This window comes from Aestuariivivens insulae, assembly GCF_022662195.1.
GTDB classification, from domain to species: Bacteria; Bacteroidota; Bacteroidia; order Flavobacteriales; family Flavobacteriaceae; genus Aestuariivivens; species Aestuariivivens insulae.
This window is the reverse complement of the sequence record NZ_JAKMCS010000001.1, coordinates 104184-119279: the sequence shown is the minus strand read 5'-3', so window position 1 is coordinate 119279 and position 15096 is coordinate 104184. Positions and strand designations below refer to the sequence as shown.

Below are 15096 nucleotides of genomic sequence, written 5' to 3'. Positions count from 1 at the left end.
TTAAATAACAAATGAACAAAGTTATAGCCATCGCTCTGGTTTTAACAACCATAAGTGTATGTCATGCGCAACCTTCCTTTTCAAAATATTACTACGAAAGGAAAGCAGTATTCGACAATACTCCAGACACTAAGGATGAGATCATATTTTTAGGGAACAGTATCACCGAAGGAGGTAAATGGGAACAACATTTTCCTAAAAAAAATGTAAGGAACAGAGGTATAAGTGGCGATGTTTCAGATGGCATTTTATATCGGCTACCCGAAATTACCGCATCGTTCCCCAAAAAGGTCTTTATTATGATTGGCACCAACGATCTTGCCAAAGGCAAAAGTGTATCGTATATTATTGAACGTTATGAAGACATAGTAAAGCAAATCCAAAACCATTCAAAAGAAACCATCATATATATACAAAGTGTTCTTCCAGTAAACCCCAAGGTAGGCAATCGCTTTTCCGGCCACAAAAGCAAACAAGAAGCTATTCTTGAACTTAATAGGAAGTTGCAAATGCTATCTAAAAGATTTAATTTAGAATATATTAACTTACACAAAGCATTTTGTAATAGATCGGGAGCATTAAAACCTAGCTTTACCCATGATGGTCTCCACCTCACTAAAAAAGGCTATAAAAAATGGAGACGCCACATTAAAGATCTTATGAATTAAATAACGGCTAAGTGTTAAAACCATCAAGCATCATGAACACGACACCAAGACCCTATGTTTTAGCAGAATCTAACTGGAAACAGATTAAAGATGAGCAGTATACCGTTGCCATTTTGCCCTGGGGTGCAACCGAAGCCCACAATTATCATTTACCGTACGCCACAGATAATATTCTTGCCGAATCGGTAGCCATTGAAGCAGCTCGAAAAGCATGGAAACAACAGGCAAAGGTTATTGTACTTCCCACCATTCCATTTGGTGTAAATACTGGTCAGATGGATGTTCCCCTATGCATAAACATGAATCCAAGCACACAATTAGCAATTTTAAAGGACATAGGATTTGTTCTAAACAAACACAAGGTTACTAAGTTAGTTATTGTTAACGCCCATGGGGGCAATCATTTTAAACAAATGATTCGAGAACTTTCAATAATCTATCCAGATGTATTTATTTGTGCTTTGGATTGGTGGAAAGTTACCAATGCAAGCTCATTTTTTAATGAGCCAGGAGATCATGCTGGTGAATTGGAAACAGCGGTAGTAATGTATTTAACACCAGGCCTTGTTTTACCAATGGAATTTGCAGGAGATGGTGCAGCCAAACAATTTAAACTAACTGGTCTAAAAGAAGGGTGGGTTACTGCCCAACGTAAATGGATTGATGTTACACATGATACAGGAGTAGGAAACCCTTATAGAGCAACCAAAGAAGATGGGAAGAAATTCTTTGATGCCGTAACCGATAAAATGGCGGCGTTCTTTAATGAATTACACCTAGCCGACTTAAATAATATGTACGAATAAATAGGCCTTTGTCTGATTTTCAAATGTAAATCAAACAATAATTCAAAATAATATGTCATACATAATACATTTTTGTTATATTTGTGTTTTTCAACATCTTATTAAATGACCATACCAATGAGCCATTTCAAATTAATGACATATCTATTATTCAGTCTATTTTCCATAACAATGGGTTACACACAAAACAATAATGTATTTACTGTTTCATATGAAAAGAACATTCCAAATGATAAAGGTATAAACGGTGCATTTGTGGGAGTTCATAAAGACGCCCTTATTATTGCAGGAGGCACAAATTTTCCAGACTCTCCTGTGTGGGAAGGTGGCAATAAAAAATGGTACGATACCATATACATACTAGAAAAACAAGGCGAATCTTCCGTTTGGTATCAACCCACTGCCATAAAACTTCCCAAACCCCTTGCTAATGGTGTTAGTATTAGCACTCCTAAAGGGCTTCTGTGCATTGGGGGCGATAACGAAGAAGGCGTATTTAAGGATGTTTTTCTTTTACAATGGAATACAAGCAATAAAACCATAAGCATCCAAAATCTTCCTGCAATGCCCATTCCCTTATCTAATATGGGCGGCTCCATTGTTGGGGACATGGTTTACCTTGTTGGTGGACAGCAGGAAAAAGGAGGCAAATCGACTTCTTCTTTTTTATCCTTTAATTTAACGGCTTCTCTAACCAGAAACCTTTACACTTGGAAACAACTGCCTAACTTCCCAGGGAAGAACAGGTTACAACCTGTGGTTGTAGGCCAAAGCAATGGTCATCAAGATTGTTTATATGTGTTTAGTGGGTTATCATACAATCCAGACACCACATCTAATTACGAGATGTTGTCGGATGTATATGAATACGACCCCCATAAAGTTAAATGGACAAAGAAAAACCCAATTCCAAATAACAATACACCAGGTATTAAGGGCGGGTACTTAGCCGCGGCCCCAGCTATAAAAAAAGGCGATTCCCATATTTTGATTTTTGGAGGTGCTGGTGGTGAAAAGCAATATTTAGCAGAACGATTGGCCATAGCAAATACCTTAGAAACTTTGAAAAACCAATCGGCAATAAACGACTCCCTAAACGCTGAAATTAACCGTCTGGAAAACAAATCAAAAGACCTTTTAAAAGCCTCCTCCTTTTCTAATACCATATGGGCCTACCACACCATAACCGGTACCTGGACAACGGAAGGCTCATTTAAAGAGGACTCCCAAATAGTGACCAATGCCGTTGAATGGGGCAAAGATATTGTTATTCCTGGTGGTGAAATTAGTCCTGGCGTACGCACCAACAAGATCAAGGTGCTTAGCTTAAAACCTTACGAGGCTAGTTTTGGCCTGATAAATTATATCACTCTAATCGTGTACCTATTACTAATGGTCTTTATGGGTTGGTACTTTTCACGACGTAACAAATCTACTAACGATTACTTTCTTGGCGGTGGACGGATTCCATGGTGGGCGGCCGGACTTAGTATCTACGCCACCATGTTAAGTGCTATTACTTATCTTTCCCAACCAGCGCTAGCTTATGCTTTCGATTGGCAAGCTTATCTGGGTTATTTTTCCATTCTATTAATTGCGCCATTGGTTATAGCATTCTACCTGCCCTTTTTTAGAAAATTAAAGCTCACTACTGCTTACGAATATTTAGAAAAACGATTTAACATCACCATACGACTGTTTAGTAGCATTTCCTTTACTCTGTTTCAATTGGTTAGAATGGGCATTGTTGTATATCTGCCTGCATTGGCTTTGTCTACCGTTATGGGTTTGGACATTTATCTGGCTATAGTAGTCATGGGAATTTTGGCCATCTTGTATACCTATATGGGCGGTATTGAAGCGGTTATTTGGACCGATGTGATACAGGTTGTTGTTTTAATTTTGGGATTAGTCGCCGGATTAGTATTTATAGGCATCGAAATTGGTAATGTTGGTTATATTTTTGATACTGCTATAACCGATGGTAAACTTCAAATGCTCGATCTAAGATTTAGCTTTACCGAAGTTGTTACCTGGTCGTTGTTTTTAGGCTCCTTTGCTTTAAACTTTGCTTCATACACCACCGACCAGGCCGTTATACAACGCTACATGACCACTTCGAACGAAAAAGAAGCCAGAAAAAGCATTTGGTTGAATGGTATTATAGCTATTCCATTCGGGATATTGATCTTTATGATGGGTACCTTCTTATATGTGTATTTTAAAGAACACCCCGAATTTTTAACCGTAGGCATGCAAAACGATAGTGTTTTCCCTTTATTTATCACCAATCATTTACCACCAGGTATTGCGGGTCTTGTAATAGCAGGTATTTTTTCAGCTTCCATGTCCAGTTTAGATAGTAGTATGCATAGTGTCTCGACTGTTGTTACGGTAGATTATTACCAACGCTTTTATAAATCCTACACAGATATGAAAGGGCTTAAGTTGGCCAGATGGACCACTCTGGGCGTGGGTATAATGGGCACCGTTATTGCCTGTTTAATGGCGGCTTTCCCCGTCACTTCCATATTTTTCTTTTTTCAAGAAATGATAGGGCTTTTTGGTAGTGCCATAGCAGGGATATTTTTGCTAGGGGTATTTATAAAAAAAGCCCATTGGAAAGGGACTTTAATTGGAGCTATATCAAGTATTGTAACATTGATATTTATGAAATACAATACAGCCATTAACTTTTATATTTATCCACTTATTGCCATACCCATATGTGTTGGGATAGGTTACATTTTTAGTTTAATAATTCCGGTAAAACATAAAGCTATTGATGGGTTAGTGTATGTTAAAAAGCATCATTAATTTCCCTACCCAAACCATAAAGAGTCAAACATCAAGACTTTCAGCAATTACATTTTAGCAAAACAAGCTACTTTGTCCAATTTTTTCTTTTAATAAAGAATAGTCTATTTAAAAGTATAATACTATAGAGTACTAATTTCACTTTCATTTTCAAACTAAAATTCGTACTTTTAGCTATCTATCTCTCTTGCTAATAGCAAAATTACCCATCATGGGGTATTTCAAATAATGCCCTTTGTACCGTTTGGTTCCCAAATTCCATTTGCTAACACTAGGCATGTTCCGTTTTCAATTGAAAACGGAAAAACATCTATAACTGTTGTTTAACCTTAAAATAGCGTCATGAATACAAGGTTTTTTTGCTACATCAATCCCCAAAAATTTTTAAATGTATTTGTCCTTTTCTTTTGTTCTTTTGCATTTTCGCAAACGGAGTTTATCACCACTTGGAAAACCGATAATCCAGGAGTATCAAACAGCACGTCCATTACCATTCCAACTACCGGTGCAGGATATAACTATGAAGTAGATTGGACTTATGATGGGATGACCTTCAACGTCGAAGACACAGGGGTTACAGGAAATATTACCCACGACTACATGGCTCCAGGAACTTATACTGTGGCTATTCGTGGTGTCTTCCCTAGAATCTATTTTAACTGTGGAGGAGATAAGGAAAAAATCATGTCCATTGAACAATGGGGAACAATAGCTTGGACATCTATGGCCGACGCCTTTGCCTGTTGTGAAAATTTAACCTATAACGCTACAGATGCCCCTAATCTTTCTGGGGTCACAGACATGTCTTATATGTTTAATTATTGTATTGTATTTAATGGCGATTTAAGCAGTTGGGATGTAAGCAACGTAACCAATATGGCTAACTTGTTTAATGATGCGAATTCTTTTAATGGAGATATTAGCACTTGGGATGTAAGCAACGTAACTGATATGCGCGGTATGTTTTCCTATGGCACCCCATTTAATGGAGACATTAGCTCCTGGAATGTTGGAAATGTAACTCGTATGGATTTTATGTTTCAATATAATACGGTATTTAATGGTGACATAAGTAATTGGGATGTAAGCAGCGTGATAGATATGGACCAAATGTTTGAGAACAATACGGCTTTTAATGGGGATATTAGTGGTTGGGATGTGAGCAATGTAATTCATATGAGCAGTATGTTTGCTTATAACAACGCTTTTAATGGAGATATTAGTGGTTGGAATGTGAGCAAGGTTGAAGATATGGATAGCATGTTTGATAGCAATACTGCATTTGATGGCGATTTAGGCAATTGGGATATTAGTAGTGTAGAGCGAATGGACAGTATGTTTTACGAAGCTACTTTATCGACTACCAATTACGATAACACCTTAATAGGCTGGAGCACTTTATCTATTGGCGAAACTCAAATCCCTGGCCCTATTTTGAATATCCAGTTTGACGGTGGGTATAGCACCTATTGCAATGGTGAATCGGCACGCCAAACACTAATAAGCACATACGGCTGGTCTATTAATGACAGCGGAAAGGATTGCTCTGGTCTAAGCGTTGATGATTATAATCTTACGTCCTCATTAAGGTTGTACCCTAACCCCACTAGAAATATATTACACATTAAATCTGAACGTAGCATAGAACGCATTTCCATATACGATGTAAATGGCAAAACCTTAATGGATATAGCCACTAAAAATGAAAGGCTAAAGCAAGGCCTTCCAATAGCTAATTTAGCAAGCGGATTGTACTTTATTAAAGCCCATTCAAATGATGGACAAGCCACAACTAAATTTATAAAACAGTAAACTTTGAGTTACTATTTCTGATTTATTTCTTAACACTATTTCATTAACAGTTTATCATAATTTCACTAAATCAATTTCTGTTCTTCCCCAAAAACACTATTAAGAACACTCCTCCTTTTAAAACTTATCTTTATGAAAACTTTATTCTGTACCATCGCTCTAATTTTGCTCGTATCTCTTTCATTTTCCCAAACCCAAGAAAGTTTAAAGAAACGTATTCAAGAACATTATAAAGCCATTCACGCAAAAAACACTGAAGCTCTTTGGTCGCATCATTTGGAAGAATTCACCATGTTCCCTTATAATGGCCATGCATTATATGAATCTGGATTTAAAAAAACACATAAGGACATGGGAACCACTTTAAAGCTGCCCAGCCCTAATGTTGTTATGAAACACTTTAATTCCCAAATATATAACAATGTAGGGATTGCCACCTTTTATTTGGATGGATCGTATGACGGCAATATCACTTTTGGCCTGTACAGGGTCACCGCTGTTTGGGTCTGGGAAAATGGTGTATGGAAAGAAGCCCACCATCATGAGTCTAAATTGGAATATTAATGGATCTCTGAACCATAGTCCTTATTCGGTACTGACTAACATAAAAACACCTGTTTTCTAAGATTTCCTAAGTTTACCTTATTTATTATGCCTCTTTTAAGTAAAATAAGATGAAAGCAAATAAAGCTGCAGTTATAATAAGATGGATCGCCAGAATATATGGAAGTATCGTGCTCTTAATACTATTAATTGCTCTATTTAGGATTCTTGCAGGAGGGCATAACTTTTTATCCGATTGGAAAAGTATTGTTCTGTATTCTTGCTTAATTATTGGGCTTTCAATTGCCTACAAATGGGAATTAATTGGAGGTGCCATAGCTACTTTGGGATTATTAATTTCTGGGTTTATACATCCTTTATTGTTGCCTCCAGGAATTCTATATATAACGTATTGGTTTCTTAGTAAAAGAAGGGAAATCAAACCATTTAAATGAAAGACCCCTCAGAACAAGTTTCACAACTGCCATAACCTTCTAGCTATAAGACTTCCTGTAATTATGTAGGCTTTACTCATGAAACCTAAAAGGACAGGGTTACCCCTATGCTTGTAACATTACCAAGCATTGATATTAACGTCTGCCTGCTTTTTTTTTATGATTATGTTTTTTTCCAGAACCTTTGCCTTTTTTTGAACTAGCATTATGCTTTAATTGATGAAAGGCTGCAGAACCGGGTTTTACACCCAATTCTTTGGCTATAACACCCCAACCTTTTGACTTATGCGACCTGTAGACTGTTAATACCCTGTCTAAGGACACCCTGGCTATTTTTGCTATTTCTAAAGAGATATAAATCTCACCGGGAATCATTCCTAAGCTTACAGACATATAATTAAGTTTCTTTTCCGAAACGTTATATGATACATGCATTTCTTTATTAAAGAGGCTTAAATCTAAGTTTGCGCGGCTGTTTATAGTTTTTAAATCTGAATCTAACTGTACACTTCCTGTATTAAAGGCAATCTGTGCAGGTGCTAAATAAACACTACATGTAAGCATGAATAGAAGTAGGTATTTCATGGTATCTTGATTTGGGTTAATACACTTATCTACGAGAGAATATTTAATTTGGTTTAGATACTACAGATTTTATTGGAGAAACTACTTCTCTTCACAATAAATAACGGCACACCCCTATTACCCGACAAGCTATTTAAACAATTTATTTTCTCAAGTTATTTTGTTATATTTATAGGTCTGTTAATACATAAGCCCCTTTCTTGATCTTATTATGGGGATATGCAATAACCCATAGGCACATCTTCATTTATAAAACTTGGTTTTTCGCCATACTTGAGTTTTTAAACGCGTTAACCAATGTTAATTATTTCAATACTGCCAAAAGACTACTCATTTAAAGCTTGAGAATTATGAAATCAACCAATGACCATTCCGCCGAACCAACGCTCCTCTTTATACCAGACATAAGTGGTTTTACCAAGTTTGTTCACGAAACCGAAATATCCCATAGTGAGCATATTATTAAAGAACTGCTTGAGACGCTTATAGATGCCAATGAAATGAATCTTGAAATCTCTGAAATTGAAGGAGATGCCATTCTTTTTTATAGAAAAGGCAAAAAACCTACTGCTGCCGAAACCTTAGCACAGGTACAAAGAATGTACATTAAGTTTCATACCTGCTTGAGAAAGTACGAATCGCAACGCATTTGCCAATGCGGGGCCTGCGCCAATTGTGATGGCCTTCGCTTAAAATTTATTATTCATTATGGAGACATCTCTATCAATCAGGTGAAATCCAGATCGAAACTATTTGGAAGTGATTTGATTGTCGCCCACCGCCTAATGAAAAATGATGTTCCCTTAAAAGAATATGTTTTAATTACAGATCAACTTATAAATGCATGTTCATCTTGGGTTGAAATTGATCAGGTAGCTTGGGCAACACCAAATCACGGCGAAGGACACTACGACTTTGGCGAGGTTAAATATTGTTACTTGCCGCTAGCTCCATTGGAATCGCATATCCCTCCACCAACTATTGAAGATTATGCCACAACGCTAAATATGAGCAAAGTCCTTTCTGTGGAATCTGTAATAACAGCACCTATAGAATTGGTATTTGATGTGGTCTCGGATGTTAATGCCAAACACCTTTGGGTGCTAAACGTTAAAGGGAGTGATAAGACAAATGGTGAAATCACAAGAAATGGCAGTACCCATAGATGCATCATGAACGAAGATGAAAACGATCCTTTTTTTACTTCACACAGCTTTAAAATAACCAAAGACCTTATAACTTGGATAGATACCAACCACACACATGACGCTAATATGGTAGTCACACTTAGGCGTATAGGAAAAGGCTTGACAAGAACAAATCTAACCGTTTTAAAAAAGATAAACCCGTTAAAAAAAATACTCTTTAATTTATTTATGAAGAAAGGTTTTGTGCAATTCTATGATGCTTCATTAAAAAAATTGGATACCTACTGCCAAGGTTTACAACAAAAGGGAAAGAACCATACAACTAGTATTTTACTGGAACCTGTGAGTTATCCTGTAGCCTAAAACAATAAAAAAACCTACTCTAAAATCATTCATATACTATTTAATACCAATGGTATAACATTGCCTGCTTTAATATTTAACTATTCGTCCTAAGTCATATAAAATCTGTTTCAACATTGGCTATATATTAAACTACCCTACCCAAAACTCTTCTAACACCAGTAAACATGTTAATAGCTACGCATTAACTTAAAAATCAAAACAATGAACTTTTAAGCAAAACCCACAGTTCATCTTTGTTATTTCTTTGCATGAAACCATTAAAACTTTAAAATCATGAAAAATATTTTAGCCGGTGTAATTTTAGCTTTCTCTTTTTTTAGCTCCTATTCCCAAGACACCAATCAAAAGATCATTATTGATGTAACCAGTACTAATTTTAAGGTATATCAATCTGTATTACTTACATTAAAAATAATGACAAAAAGCCACCCTAACACACAATTTGATGTAATCGCTTACGGTGAAGCGGTCCCCATGATGATGAAAAACCAATCTGTGGTGGCCAACAAAATATTAAAGTACAAAAACAATAGCAATGTTACCTTTACAGCCTGCGAAGTAAGCATGTCCTTATTCAATATTAAAAGAGAACAGTTATTGGATGGTGTTCTTACTGTTGAAAATGCTATAGACGACATCGTAAAGAAACAAGAAAAAGGGTGGGGCTATATTAAATCGGGCGGTTAAATAGCATCTCATTCAAAGAAAACCTATCGCACACACAATCAACCCCTTTTCCTCACACAGCTTTTTATTTATAAAATTTAATGCTTAAATTTGTTAAGCTGCCCTTTATTTATTCTCTAGAATTACAATATCCTAACACCCTTTTAGAAAAAATAAATGGATAACTTATTTGAAAGCATAAAGGAGAGTTTAGTCTTCAACAAGTTCGCATTAGATGAACTTGTTTGTGTAGAATATACCTGTGGTGTTGTAGATGAAGAAGTAGGGGTTTATACGCAGTCTGATTATATCATTTATGTTTTAAGTGGTAAAAAAACCTGGCGCACTATTGAAAACGAGTGGCTCATGGAGGCTGGCCAAACCATATATGTAAAAAAGGGTGCTGCCATTGTACGACAGTTTTTTGAGGATGATTTTTGCATGTTTGGATTCTTCCTTCCAGACGACATTATACGCGAAGCCCTAAAAGATGTCATCCATAACATCCCTATCAACAACCAAATAAATATACATCAATTTACTGCGACAAAACTTTTGCCTAAAGACTACATAAATGATTTCATTAAGTCTATGTATCCATACTTCAAGGATAGAAAGGAACCACCCGAAGCTATTTTGAGATTAAAACTAAAAGAACTCCTAATAAACATTTTATACAATTGCGAAAATGACCTTTTGGTTTCCTATTTAAAATCGGTTACAATTAACCCCGAACCATCACTTACCCATATTATGGAAACTAACTTCACTTTTAATTTAAGGTTAGAAGAGTTTGCAAAAATGTGCCACCGCAGCCTCTCTAAATTTAAACGGGATTTCTTTAACCATTATAATACAACACCGGGTAAATGGTTATCCAATAAGCGACTCGAACATGCGGCAGGTTTGCTATTGAACTCCAATTCCAACATTACCCAAGTTGCCTTTGATTGTGGTTTTGAAGATGTCTCACACTTTAGCCGGGCATTTAAAGAAAAATTCGGAATGAGCCCAAGCAATTATTGTAAAAGCCTGAATTAATATCATTTACAGAGGCCTGAACTTCTAAAACCAACTTTTAAACTTTTAAGCAAAGCATAGTGATGACTATACTGCGAAATTTGCTGTATCAATTTAATCTTAAAAATTATGTCATCACTAACACTACAACATTCAGACTGGCAAGTATTAACAAACAACATTGGTAAAGATTTTGCCCAACGATCCTTAAAGCACGATTTAGAAGGCACTTTTGTAAAAGAAAATTATAACCAGCTTAGGGAACACAATTTCTTTTCGGCCGCCATTCCAAAAGAATTGGGTGGTGGTGGCTTAACACATTCTGAGATGTGCCAAATTATTAAGACCATCGCACATTACTGTAGCTCTACTGCATTATCCTTTTCAATGCATCAACATTTAATTGCTGCTGCTGTTTGGAAATACAAACATCAAAACGTTGGTAAAGAAATGCTCCGCAACATTGCACAAAATGAACTTATACTTATTAGTACCGGAGCAAGGGATTGGCTGGGATCCAATGGCGAATTAAAAAAAACAAATGGAGGATATTTATTTTCAGGCACTAAGCATTTTGCAAGTCAATCTGCAGGAGGAGATCTTGTTGTTACCAGCAGCACATATTTAAACCATAATAACAACTGGGAAGTGCTACACTTTACAGTGCCAATGACTTCAAATGGGGTTTCTATTTTAGACAATTGGGATGTTATGGGCATGCGGGGCACTGGATCTAATTCAATCCTTTTTGAAGACGTTTTTATTCCAGACTCAGCAATCTCTCTGTCGAGGCCTAAAGATGAATTCCACCCTGTTTGGAATGTGGTTTTAACCGTAGCTATGCCCTTGATTATGGCAACCTATGTGGGTATTGCAGAAAAAGCAAAAGCGATAGCAATTGAAAAAGGCAAAAAATACCATCGCAATCAAGACCATATAGCCACCCTTATAGGGCGATTAAATAATACCTTATTAAGCGCCCAAACCGAATGGAAAGCCATGTACGCCCTTACAAACGAACTTGATTTTAGTCCTAATGAAGCAACTACAATGGATATTCTAACCCATAAGACCAATATTGGTGAGACCACAAAAAAAACAGTGGACTATGCTATGGAAGCTATAGGCGGGCAAAGTTTCTATCGTGCCAATATTTTAGAACGATTATTTAGGGATGTGCAAGCCTCTCCATTTCATCCCTTGCCCAAATGGGAACAGTATGCCTTTACAGGAAAACGATTGTTAGAATTGTAATTAGTGCTCTTATCATTTTAAGAATTATCTATTAATGAAACATAAAGTAAGTTCGGGCAATAGCATAAGAACCTCTAAAGAGAAACATTAATTCAAATTCTTAATTACAACTTTCTTAAGATTAAAGTATTGCATTATGAATTTAGAACACCTTTATATCGATGAACTCATTGCTTTACGTGAAGAAGCAAGACAATCGAAGAACTACAAATTATCGGATGACATACGGGACTTTTTAGACAGCAAACACATATTCGTTTTCGACACGCCAAACCAACAAGTGGTCTACCATAGAACAACAGGATCCCGTGAAGATCTTATCAATGAGCTAAAAAAAGAACAACGGGCACAAAAGCTTTTCGATGCCTGGCTATATTCGGTAAACAAAACCTTAAAAGCATCTTAACCATGAAAACTTTAAACAATACACAACATAAAAACCGACTAAAGGCTTTCATACTAACCTATTGCTCCAGTGCCAATAATAGACACTCTAATCAAGAAATAAAGTTTATCAAATCCAAAACCAAAATTGATAATTTAGCCCAAATCTATTGTGAAATTAATAAGCATAACGATTATCAAATCATTCAAAAAATAGTGAGCTGTATTGATAAATATGGGTACACAAAACATGAGATAGAAAACCTGCTCAATGACATTAAAGAAATGATTGAAATCAATAGCGGCTATAGTTTGTTGCAATTGAATACCTACAGAGGACTAAAACACATTCTAAGGTGAGCTATTACAACGGACAATAATTTTATTGATAATAATCTATGGTTCGTTCGATGAGAACATATTGCGGTTTATTTTTCTGGTTATCAGAAAGCATACAGCTTATCCAATTCCCATATGAATCATAGGTATATTTAGCGGTAAATTCCGATATTTTTTTGTTTTTTTTAAATAATGCATGGCTTGTATGATTACCTCTTTCATCATATCTGTCTACAGATTTTCGCTTATCACCCTCTACTATTATTTCAATTAATTTATGGGCTTCATCAAAGATTTTGGTGGTGACATACTCTAAAGCCCCTTTATCATCATAGGTATAGATAACATGCTTTTTATCGCCATCCAAATACTCATGTGTTCGCTTAAATGTTCTTGTATTGCCCTTAATTTTCAAGAACCCTGTTTTACTTGGCTTTTGTTCTATAATTTTAATCTCCTCTTTTATTTTATCTTTACTGTTATAGTTGTACTCCCAGGTAGTAATGCTATTATCATACATTCTCATTGGTGGCAACCCCTTTTGCAATGACCTTTTCTCTACATTCTTTCTTTTATTTTTCAAAAGGCCATTTTCAAAATATTCATATTCCCACTGCACGGTTATGGTATCTATAGTTTTTGGTTCTAAAGGACCTATTTGTGTCGTATCGACATACCTATATTTCTCTTTCAACAAATTTCCCTTTGCATCAAACAATTCAAAATAATGGTTGTTTATTAATGTAATGCTATCAAATTCTGCTTCTTGTATCCCTTTCAAGTCATTCTCGCTTGAAAGAAAATATCTGTGGTAATCTTCATCGACAAGGTCCCTACTAAAATATTTATAGAATAATTTTTTAAACCAACCCTTAATAGGCACAGACTGTTTATTCCACCTCGTTGTTAAAAGATGCCCCTTGGGATCGTAGGTCATTTTTAATACAATGCTATCATTTAACTCGAGCATGGTCATTACGGCCTTTATTACATTATTATATTCGTTATAGTAATAATTATCCTTTAAATAATACGCTCCCTTATTATTGGGGTAATATATTTCCGTTACAAGACCATAAGCATTATATGCTATCTTACCTGTAAAAAAATTTCCGTCAATGTGGTAATCGTGTCTTATTGTAAAAACCTGCTTTTCTTTACTAATTTGTCCGTTTACCACCTGTGCCTTAAAAAATTTCGCGTCCATACTTTTTATATGACTTTCACTATTAGCCTCTTGGGCCCAAGAGGCCAGGCTCAATAGCATGCACAGCGATATATAGTATAAACACCTCATTTCAATGCCCTTATAAATTAAAATATTCCAAATATCCAATTTTGACTCAGTAATTTAACCCTTAAAATCATTTCCTAAAATGATCTATATCATTATAAAATGTAGTTTATGTCTGCTTTATTTACATTTTTATTGTATTTTCTTATCGTATTATTCTATCTATAATGAAATTCTTTCGTAAAATCTGGCAACAACTGCTTTCTGAAAACAAGTTCAGCAAATACCTCATTTATGCTATTGGAGAAATTATTCTTGTGGTCATTGGTATTTTAATTGCTCTGGCCGTAAACAACTGGAACCAAGAAAACAAAGAAAAGGATTTGGAACAGGATTTGTTAGTTAGAATCCATAGGGATTTGGTACTGGACACCATTAACTTTAAAGGCTTAATCACCCCCAACAATAAGTTAAGGGAAGACCTTAAAGACTTACTTGTAAATTTGTATAACGGTGTCGATTCTATGGAAGAGGCACATCTCCTAAGCAATACATAGAACCTATTACTGGGCCAGCAATTTGCGCCAAACGACAATACCTACCAAAGCATGTTGAGTTCTGCTTCCTTTAGGACTTATAATAAATCCCGAATTAAAACATAACATAATCGATTTGTATAGTGAATACGATCAAACTAGGGCCTTGTTATAATCTATTAGTTATTGGAGATTGGTATTGCCTCTAACATAGATTTTAACACAGACTTCATTAAATTTTGATGTGGTGTTTCAGATATATTCCAGAGCCAAGACATGTTTAATGCGCAAGATTATGCTTTTTTAAATGATAGGAATAGTCCGAAGTTTAAATTATTTATAAGAGCCATGTCTTCGGCTGCCTTTTACCAAAAAGTAAACAATATCTACCGATTGAAACTCATTAAAAAGTGTAATACGGTTTTGAAATCCATTGATCAGGAACTAAAGAAGGAGAATCATA

At 35.7% G+C, this 15096-nt stretch carries 15 protein-coding genes; 13 read left to right on the top strand and 2 right to left on the bottom strand.

Annotated elements, in window-relative coordinates; genetic code table 11:
* Window positions 1-11: 11 nt before the first annotated feature.
* From MR062_RS00430 to MR062_RS00405, 6 genes are all read left to right on the top strand, one after another.
* The gene (locus MR062_RS00430) at window positions 12-668 is read left to right on the top strand and encodes a GDSL-type esterase/lipase family protein (RefSeq protein ID WP_242202080.1); all 657 of its coding nucleotides are present in this window, start codon (window positions 12-14) and stop codon (window positions 666-668) included.
* Between the two features lie 32 nt (window positions 669-700).
* Complete coding sequence (locus tag MR062_RS00425; RefSeq protein WP_242202079.1) at window positions 701-1474, top strand: creatininase family protein; 774 nt, start codon at window positions 701-703, stop codon at window positions 1472-1474.
* Window positions 1475-1609: 135 nt separating this feature from the next.
* Window positions 1610-4291: a sodium:solute symporter family transporter gene (locus MR062_RS00420; RefSeq protein WP_242202078.1), complete on the top strand. Its 2682-nt coding sequence runs from the start codon at window positions 1610-1612 to the stop codon at window positions 4289-4291.
* A 342-nt stretch (window positions 4292-4633) separates the two neighbouring features.
* On the top strand, window positions 4634-6103 hold the full coding sequence (locus tag MR062_RS00415) for a BspA family leucine-rich repeat surface protein (protein WP_242202077.1): 1470 nt from the start codon (window positions 4634-4636) through the stop codon (window positions 6101-6103).
* Window positions 6104-6235: 132 nt separating this feature from the next.
* Entirely contained in the window at window positions 6236-6667 is a 432-nt protein-coding gene (locus MR062_RS00410) for a nuclear transport factor 2 family protein (RefSeq protein WP_242202076.1), read from the top strand.
* Window positions 6668-6777: 110 nt separating this feature from the next.
* A complete protein-coding gene (locus MR062_RS00405) occupies window positions 6778-7101 on the top strand; it encodes a DUF7670 domain-containing protein (RefSeq protein WP_242202075.1) in 324 nt (107 codons plus the stop codon).
* A 135-nt stretch (window positions 7102-7236) separates the two neighbouring features.
* On the opposite strand, the gene MR062_RS00400 is transcribed toward MR062_RS00405, so the two are convergent.
* Window positions 7237-7686 carry a hypothetical protein gene (locus tag MR062_RS00400; RefSeq protein ID WP_242202074.1) on the bottom strand — a complete coding sequence of 150 codons (450 nt, stop codon included), beginning with the start codon at window positions 7684-7686 and terminating at the stop codon, window positions 7237-7239.
* Window positions 7687-8036: 350 nt separating this feature from the next.
* Here MR062_RS00400 and MR062_RS00395 point away from each other — a divergent pair, with 350 nt between their 5' ends.
* The 6 genes from MR062_RS00395 to MR062_RS00370 all read left to right on the top strand — a co-directional run bounded on the left by MR062_RS00395 (window position 8037) and on the right by MR062_RS00370 (window position 12884).
* A complete protein-coding gene (locus MR062_RS00395; protein ID WP_242202073.1) occupies window positions 8037-9197 on the top strand; it encodes a DUF2652 domain-containing protein in 1161 nt (386 codons plus the stop codon).
* A gap of 276 nt (window positions 9198-9473) precedes the next feature.
* The gene (locus MR062_RS00390; RefSeq protein WP_242202072.1) at window positions 9474-9887 is read left to right on the top strand and encodes a DsrE family protein; all 414 of its coding nucleotides are present in this window, start codon (window positions 9474-9476) and stop codon (window positions 9885-9887) included.
* Window positions 9888-10043: 156 nt separating this feature from the next.
* The gene (locus tag MR062_RS00385) at window positions 10044-10907 is read left to right on the top strand and encodes a helix-turn-helix domain-containing protein (RefSeq protein WP_242202071.1); all 864 of its coding nucleotides are present in this window, start codon (window positions 10044-10046) and stop codon (window positions 10905-10907) included.
* Window positions 10908-11015: 108 nt separating this feature from the next.
* Complete coding sequence (locus MR062_RS00380; protein WP_242202070.1) at window positions 11016-12140, top strand: acyl-CoA dehydrogenase family protein; 1125 nt, start codon at window positions 11016-11018, stop codon at window positions 12138-12140.
* 136 nt (window positions 12141-12276) lie between these two features.
* Window positions 12277-12546: a hypothetical protein gene (locus MR062_RS00375; protein ID WP_242202069.1), complete on the top strand. Its 270-nt coding sequence runs from the start codon at window positions 12277-12279 to the stop codon at window positions 12544-12546.
* A gap of 2 nt (window positions 12547-12548) precedes the next feature.
* The gene (locus tag MR062_RS00370; protein WP_242202068.1) at window positions 12549-12884 is read left to right on the top strand and encodes a hypothetical protein; all 336 of its coding nucleotides are present in this window, start codon (window positions 12549-12551) and stop codon (window positions 12882-12884) included.
* Window positions 12885-12906: 22 nt separating this feature from the next.
* Here MR062_RS00370 and MR062_RS00365 read toward each other — a convergent pair whose 3' ends face one another.
* Window positions 12907-14070 (bottom strand): hypothetical protein, encoded by a 1164-nt coding sequence (locus tag MR062_RS00365; RefSeq protein ID WP_242202067.1) that lies wholly within the window; start codon window positions 14068-14070, stop codon window positions 12907-12909.
* 254 nt (window positions 14071-14324) lie between these two features.
* Between MR062_RS00365 and MR062_RS00360 the strand changes: the two genes are divergently transcribed.
* On the top strand, window positions 14325-14654 hold the full coding sequence (locus MR062_RS00360; protein ID WP_242202066.1) for a DUF6090 family protein: 330 nt from the start codon (window positions 14325-14327) through the stop codon (window positions 14652-14654).
* Window positions 14655-15096 lie beyond the last annotated feature (442 nt).

What these genes read in the sequence shown, in the direction of transcription:
- MR062_RS00395 (WP_242202073.1), top strand. Translation starts at nt 8,037, where the DNA reads ATGAAATCAACCAATGACCATTCCGCCGAACCAACGCTCCTCTTTATA.
- MR062_RS00420 (WP_242202078.1), top strand. Translation starts at nt 1,610, where the DNA reads ATGACATATCTATTATTCAGTCTATTTTCCATAACAATGGGTTACACA.
- MR062_RS00400 (WP_242202074.1), bottom strand. Translation starts at nt 7,686, where the DNA reads ATGAAATACCTACTTCTATTCATGCTTACATGTAGTGTTTATTTAGCA.
- MR062_RS00380 (WP_242202070.1), top strand. Translation starts at nt 11,016, where the DNA reads ATGTCATCACTAACACTACAACATTCAGACTGGCAAGTATTAACAAAC.
- MR062_RS00410 (WP_242202076.1), top strand. Translation starts at nt 6,236, where the DNA reads ATGAAAACTTTATTCTGTACCATCGCTCTAATTTTGCTCGTATCTCTT.
- MR062_RS00405 (WP_242202075.1), top strand. Translation starts at nt 6,778, where the DNA reads ATGAAAGCAAATAAAGCTGCAGTTATAATAAGATGGATCGCCAGAATA.
- MR062_RS00425 (WP_242202079.1), top strand. Translation starts at nt 701, where the DNA reads ATGAACACGACACCAAGACCCTATGTTTTAGCAGAATCTAACTGGAAA.
- MR062_RS00365 (WP_242202067.1), bottom strand. Translation starts at nt 14,070, where the DNA reads ATGGACGCGAAATTTTTTAAGGCACAGGTGGTAAACGGACAAATTAGT.
- MR062_RS00390 (WP_242202072.1), top strand. Translation starts at nt 9,474, where the DNA reads ATGAAAAATATTTTAGCCGGTGTAATTTTAGCTTTCTCTTTTTTTAGC.
- MR062_RS00430 (WP_242202080.1), top strand. Translation starts at nt 12, where the DNA reads ATGAACAAAGTTATAGCCATCGCTCTGGTTTTAACAACCATAAGTGTA.
- MR062_RS00415 (WP_242202077.1), top strand. Translation starts at nt 4,634, where the DNA reads ATGAATACAAGGTTTTTTTGCTACATCAATCCCCAAAAATTTTTAAAT.
- MR062_RS00375 (WP_242202069.1), top strand. Translation starts at nt 12,277, where the DNA reads ATGAATTTAGAACACCTTTATATCGATGAACTCATTGCTTTACGTGAA.
- MR062_RS00385 (WP_242202071.1), top strand. Translation starts at nt 10,044, where the DNA reads ATGGATAACTTATTTGAAAGCATAAAGGAGAGTTTAGTCTTCAACAAG.
- MR062_RS00360 (WP_242202066.1), top strand. Translation starts at nt 14,325, where the DNA reads ATGAAATTCTTTCGTAAAATCTGGCAACAACTGCTTTCTGAAAACAAG.
- MR062_RS00370 (WP_242202068.1), top strand. Translation starts at nt 12,549, where the DNA reads ATGAAAACTTTAAACAATACACAACATAAAAACCGACTAAAGGCTTTC.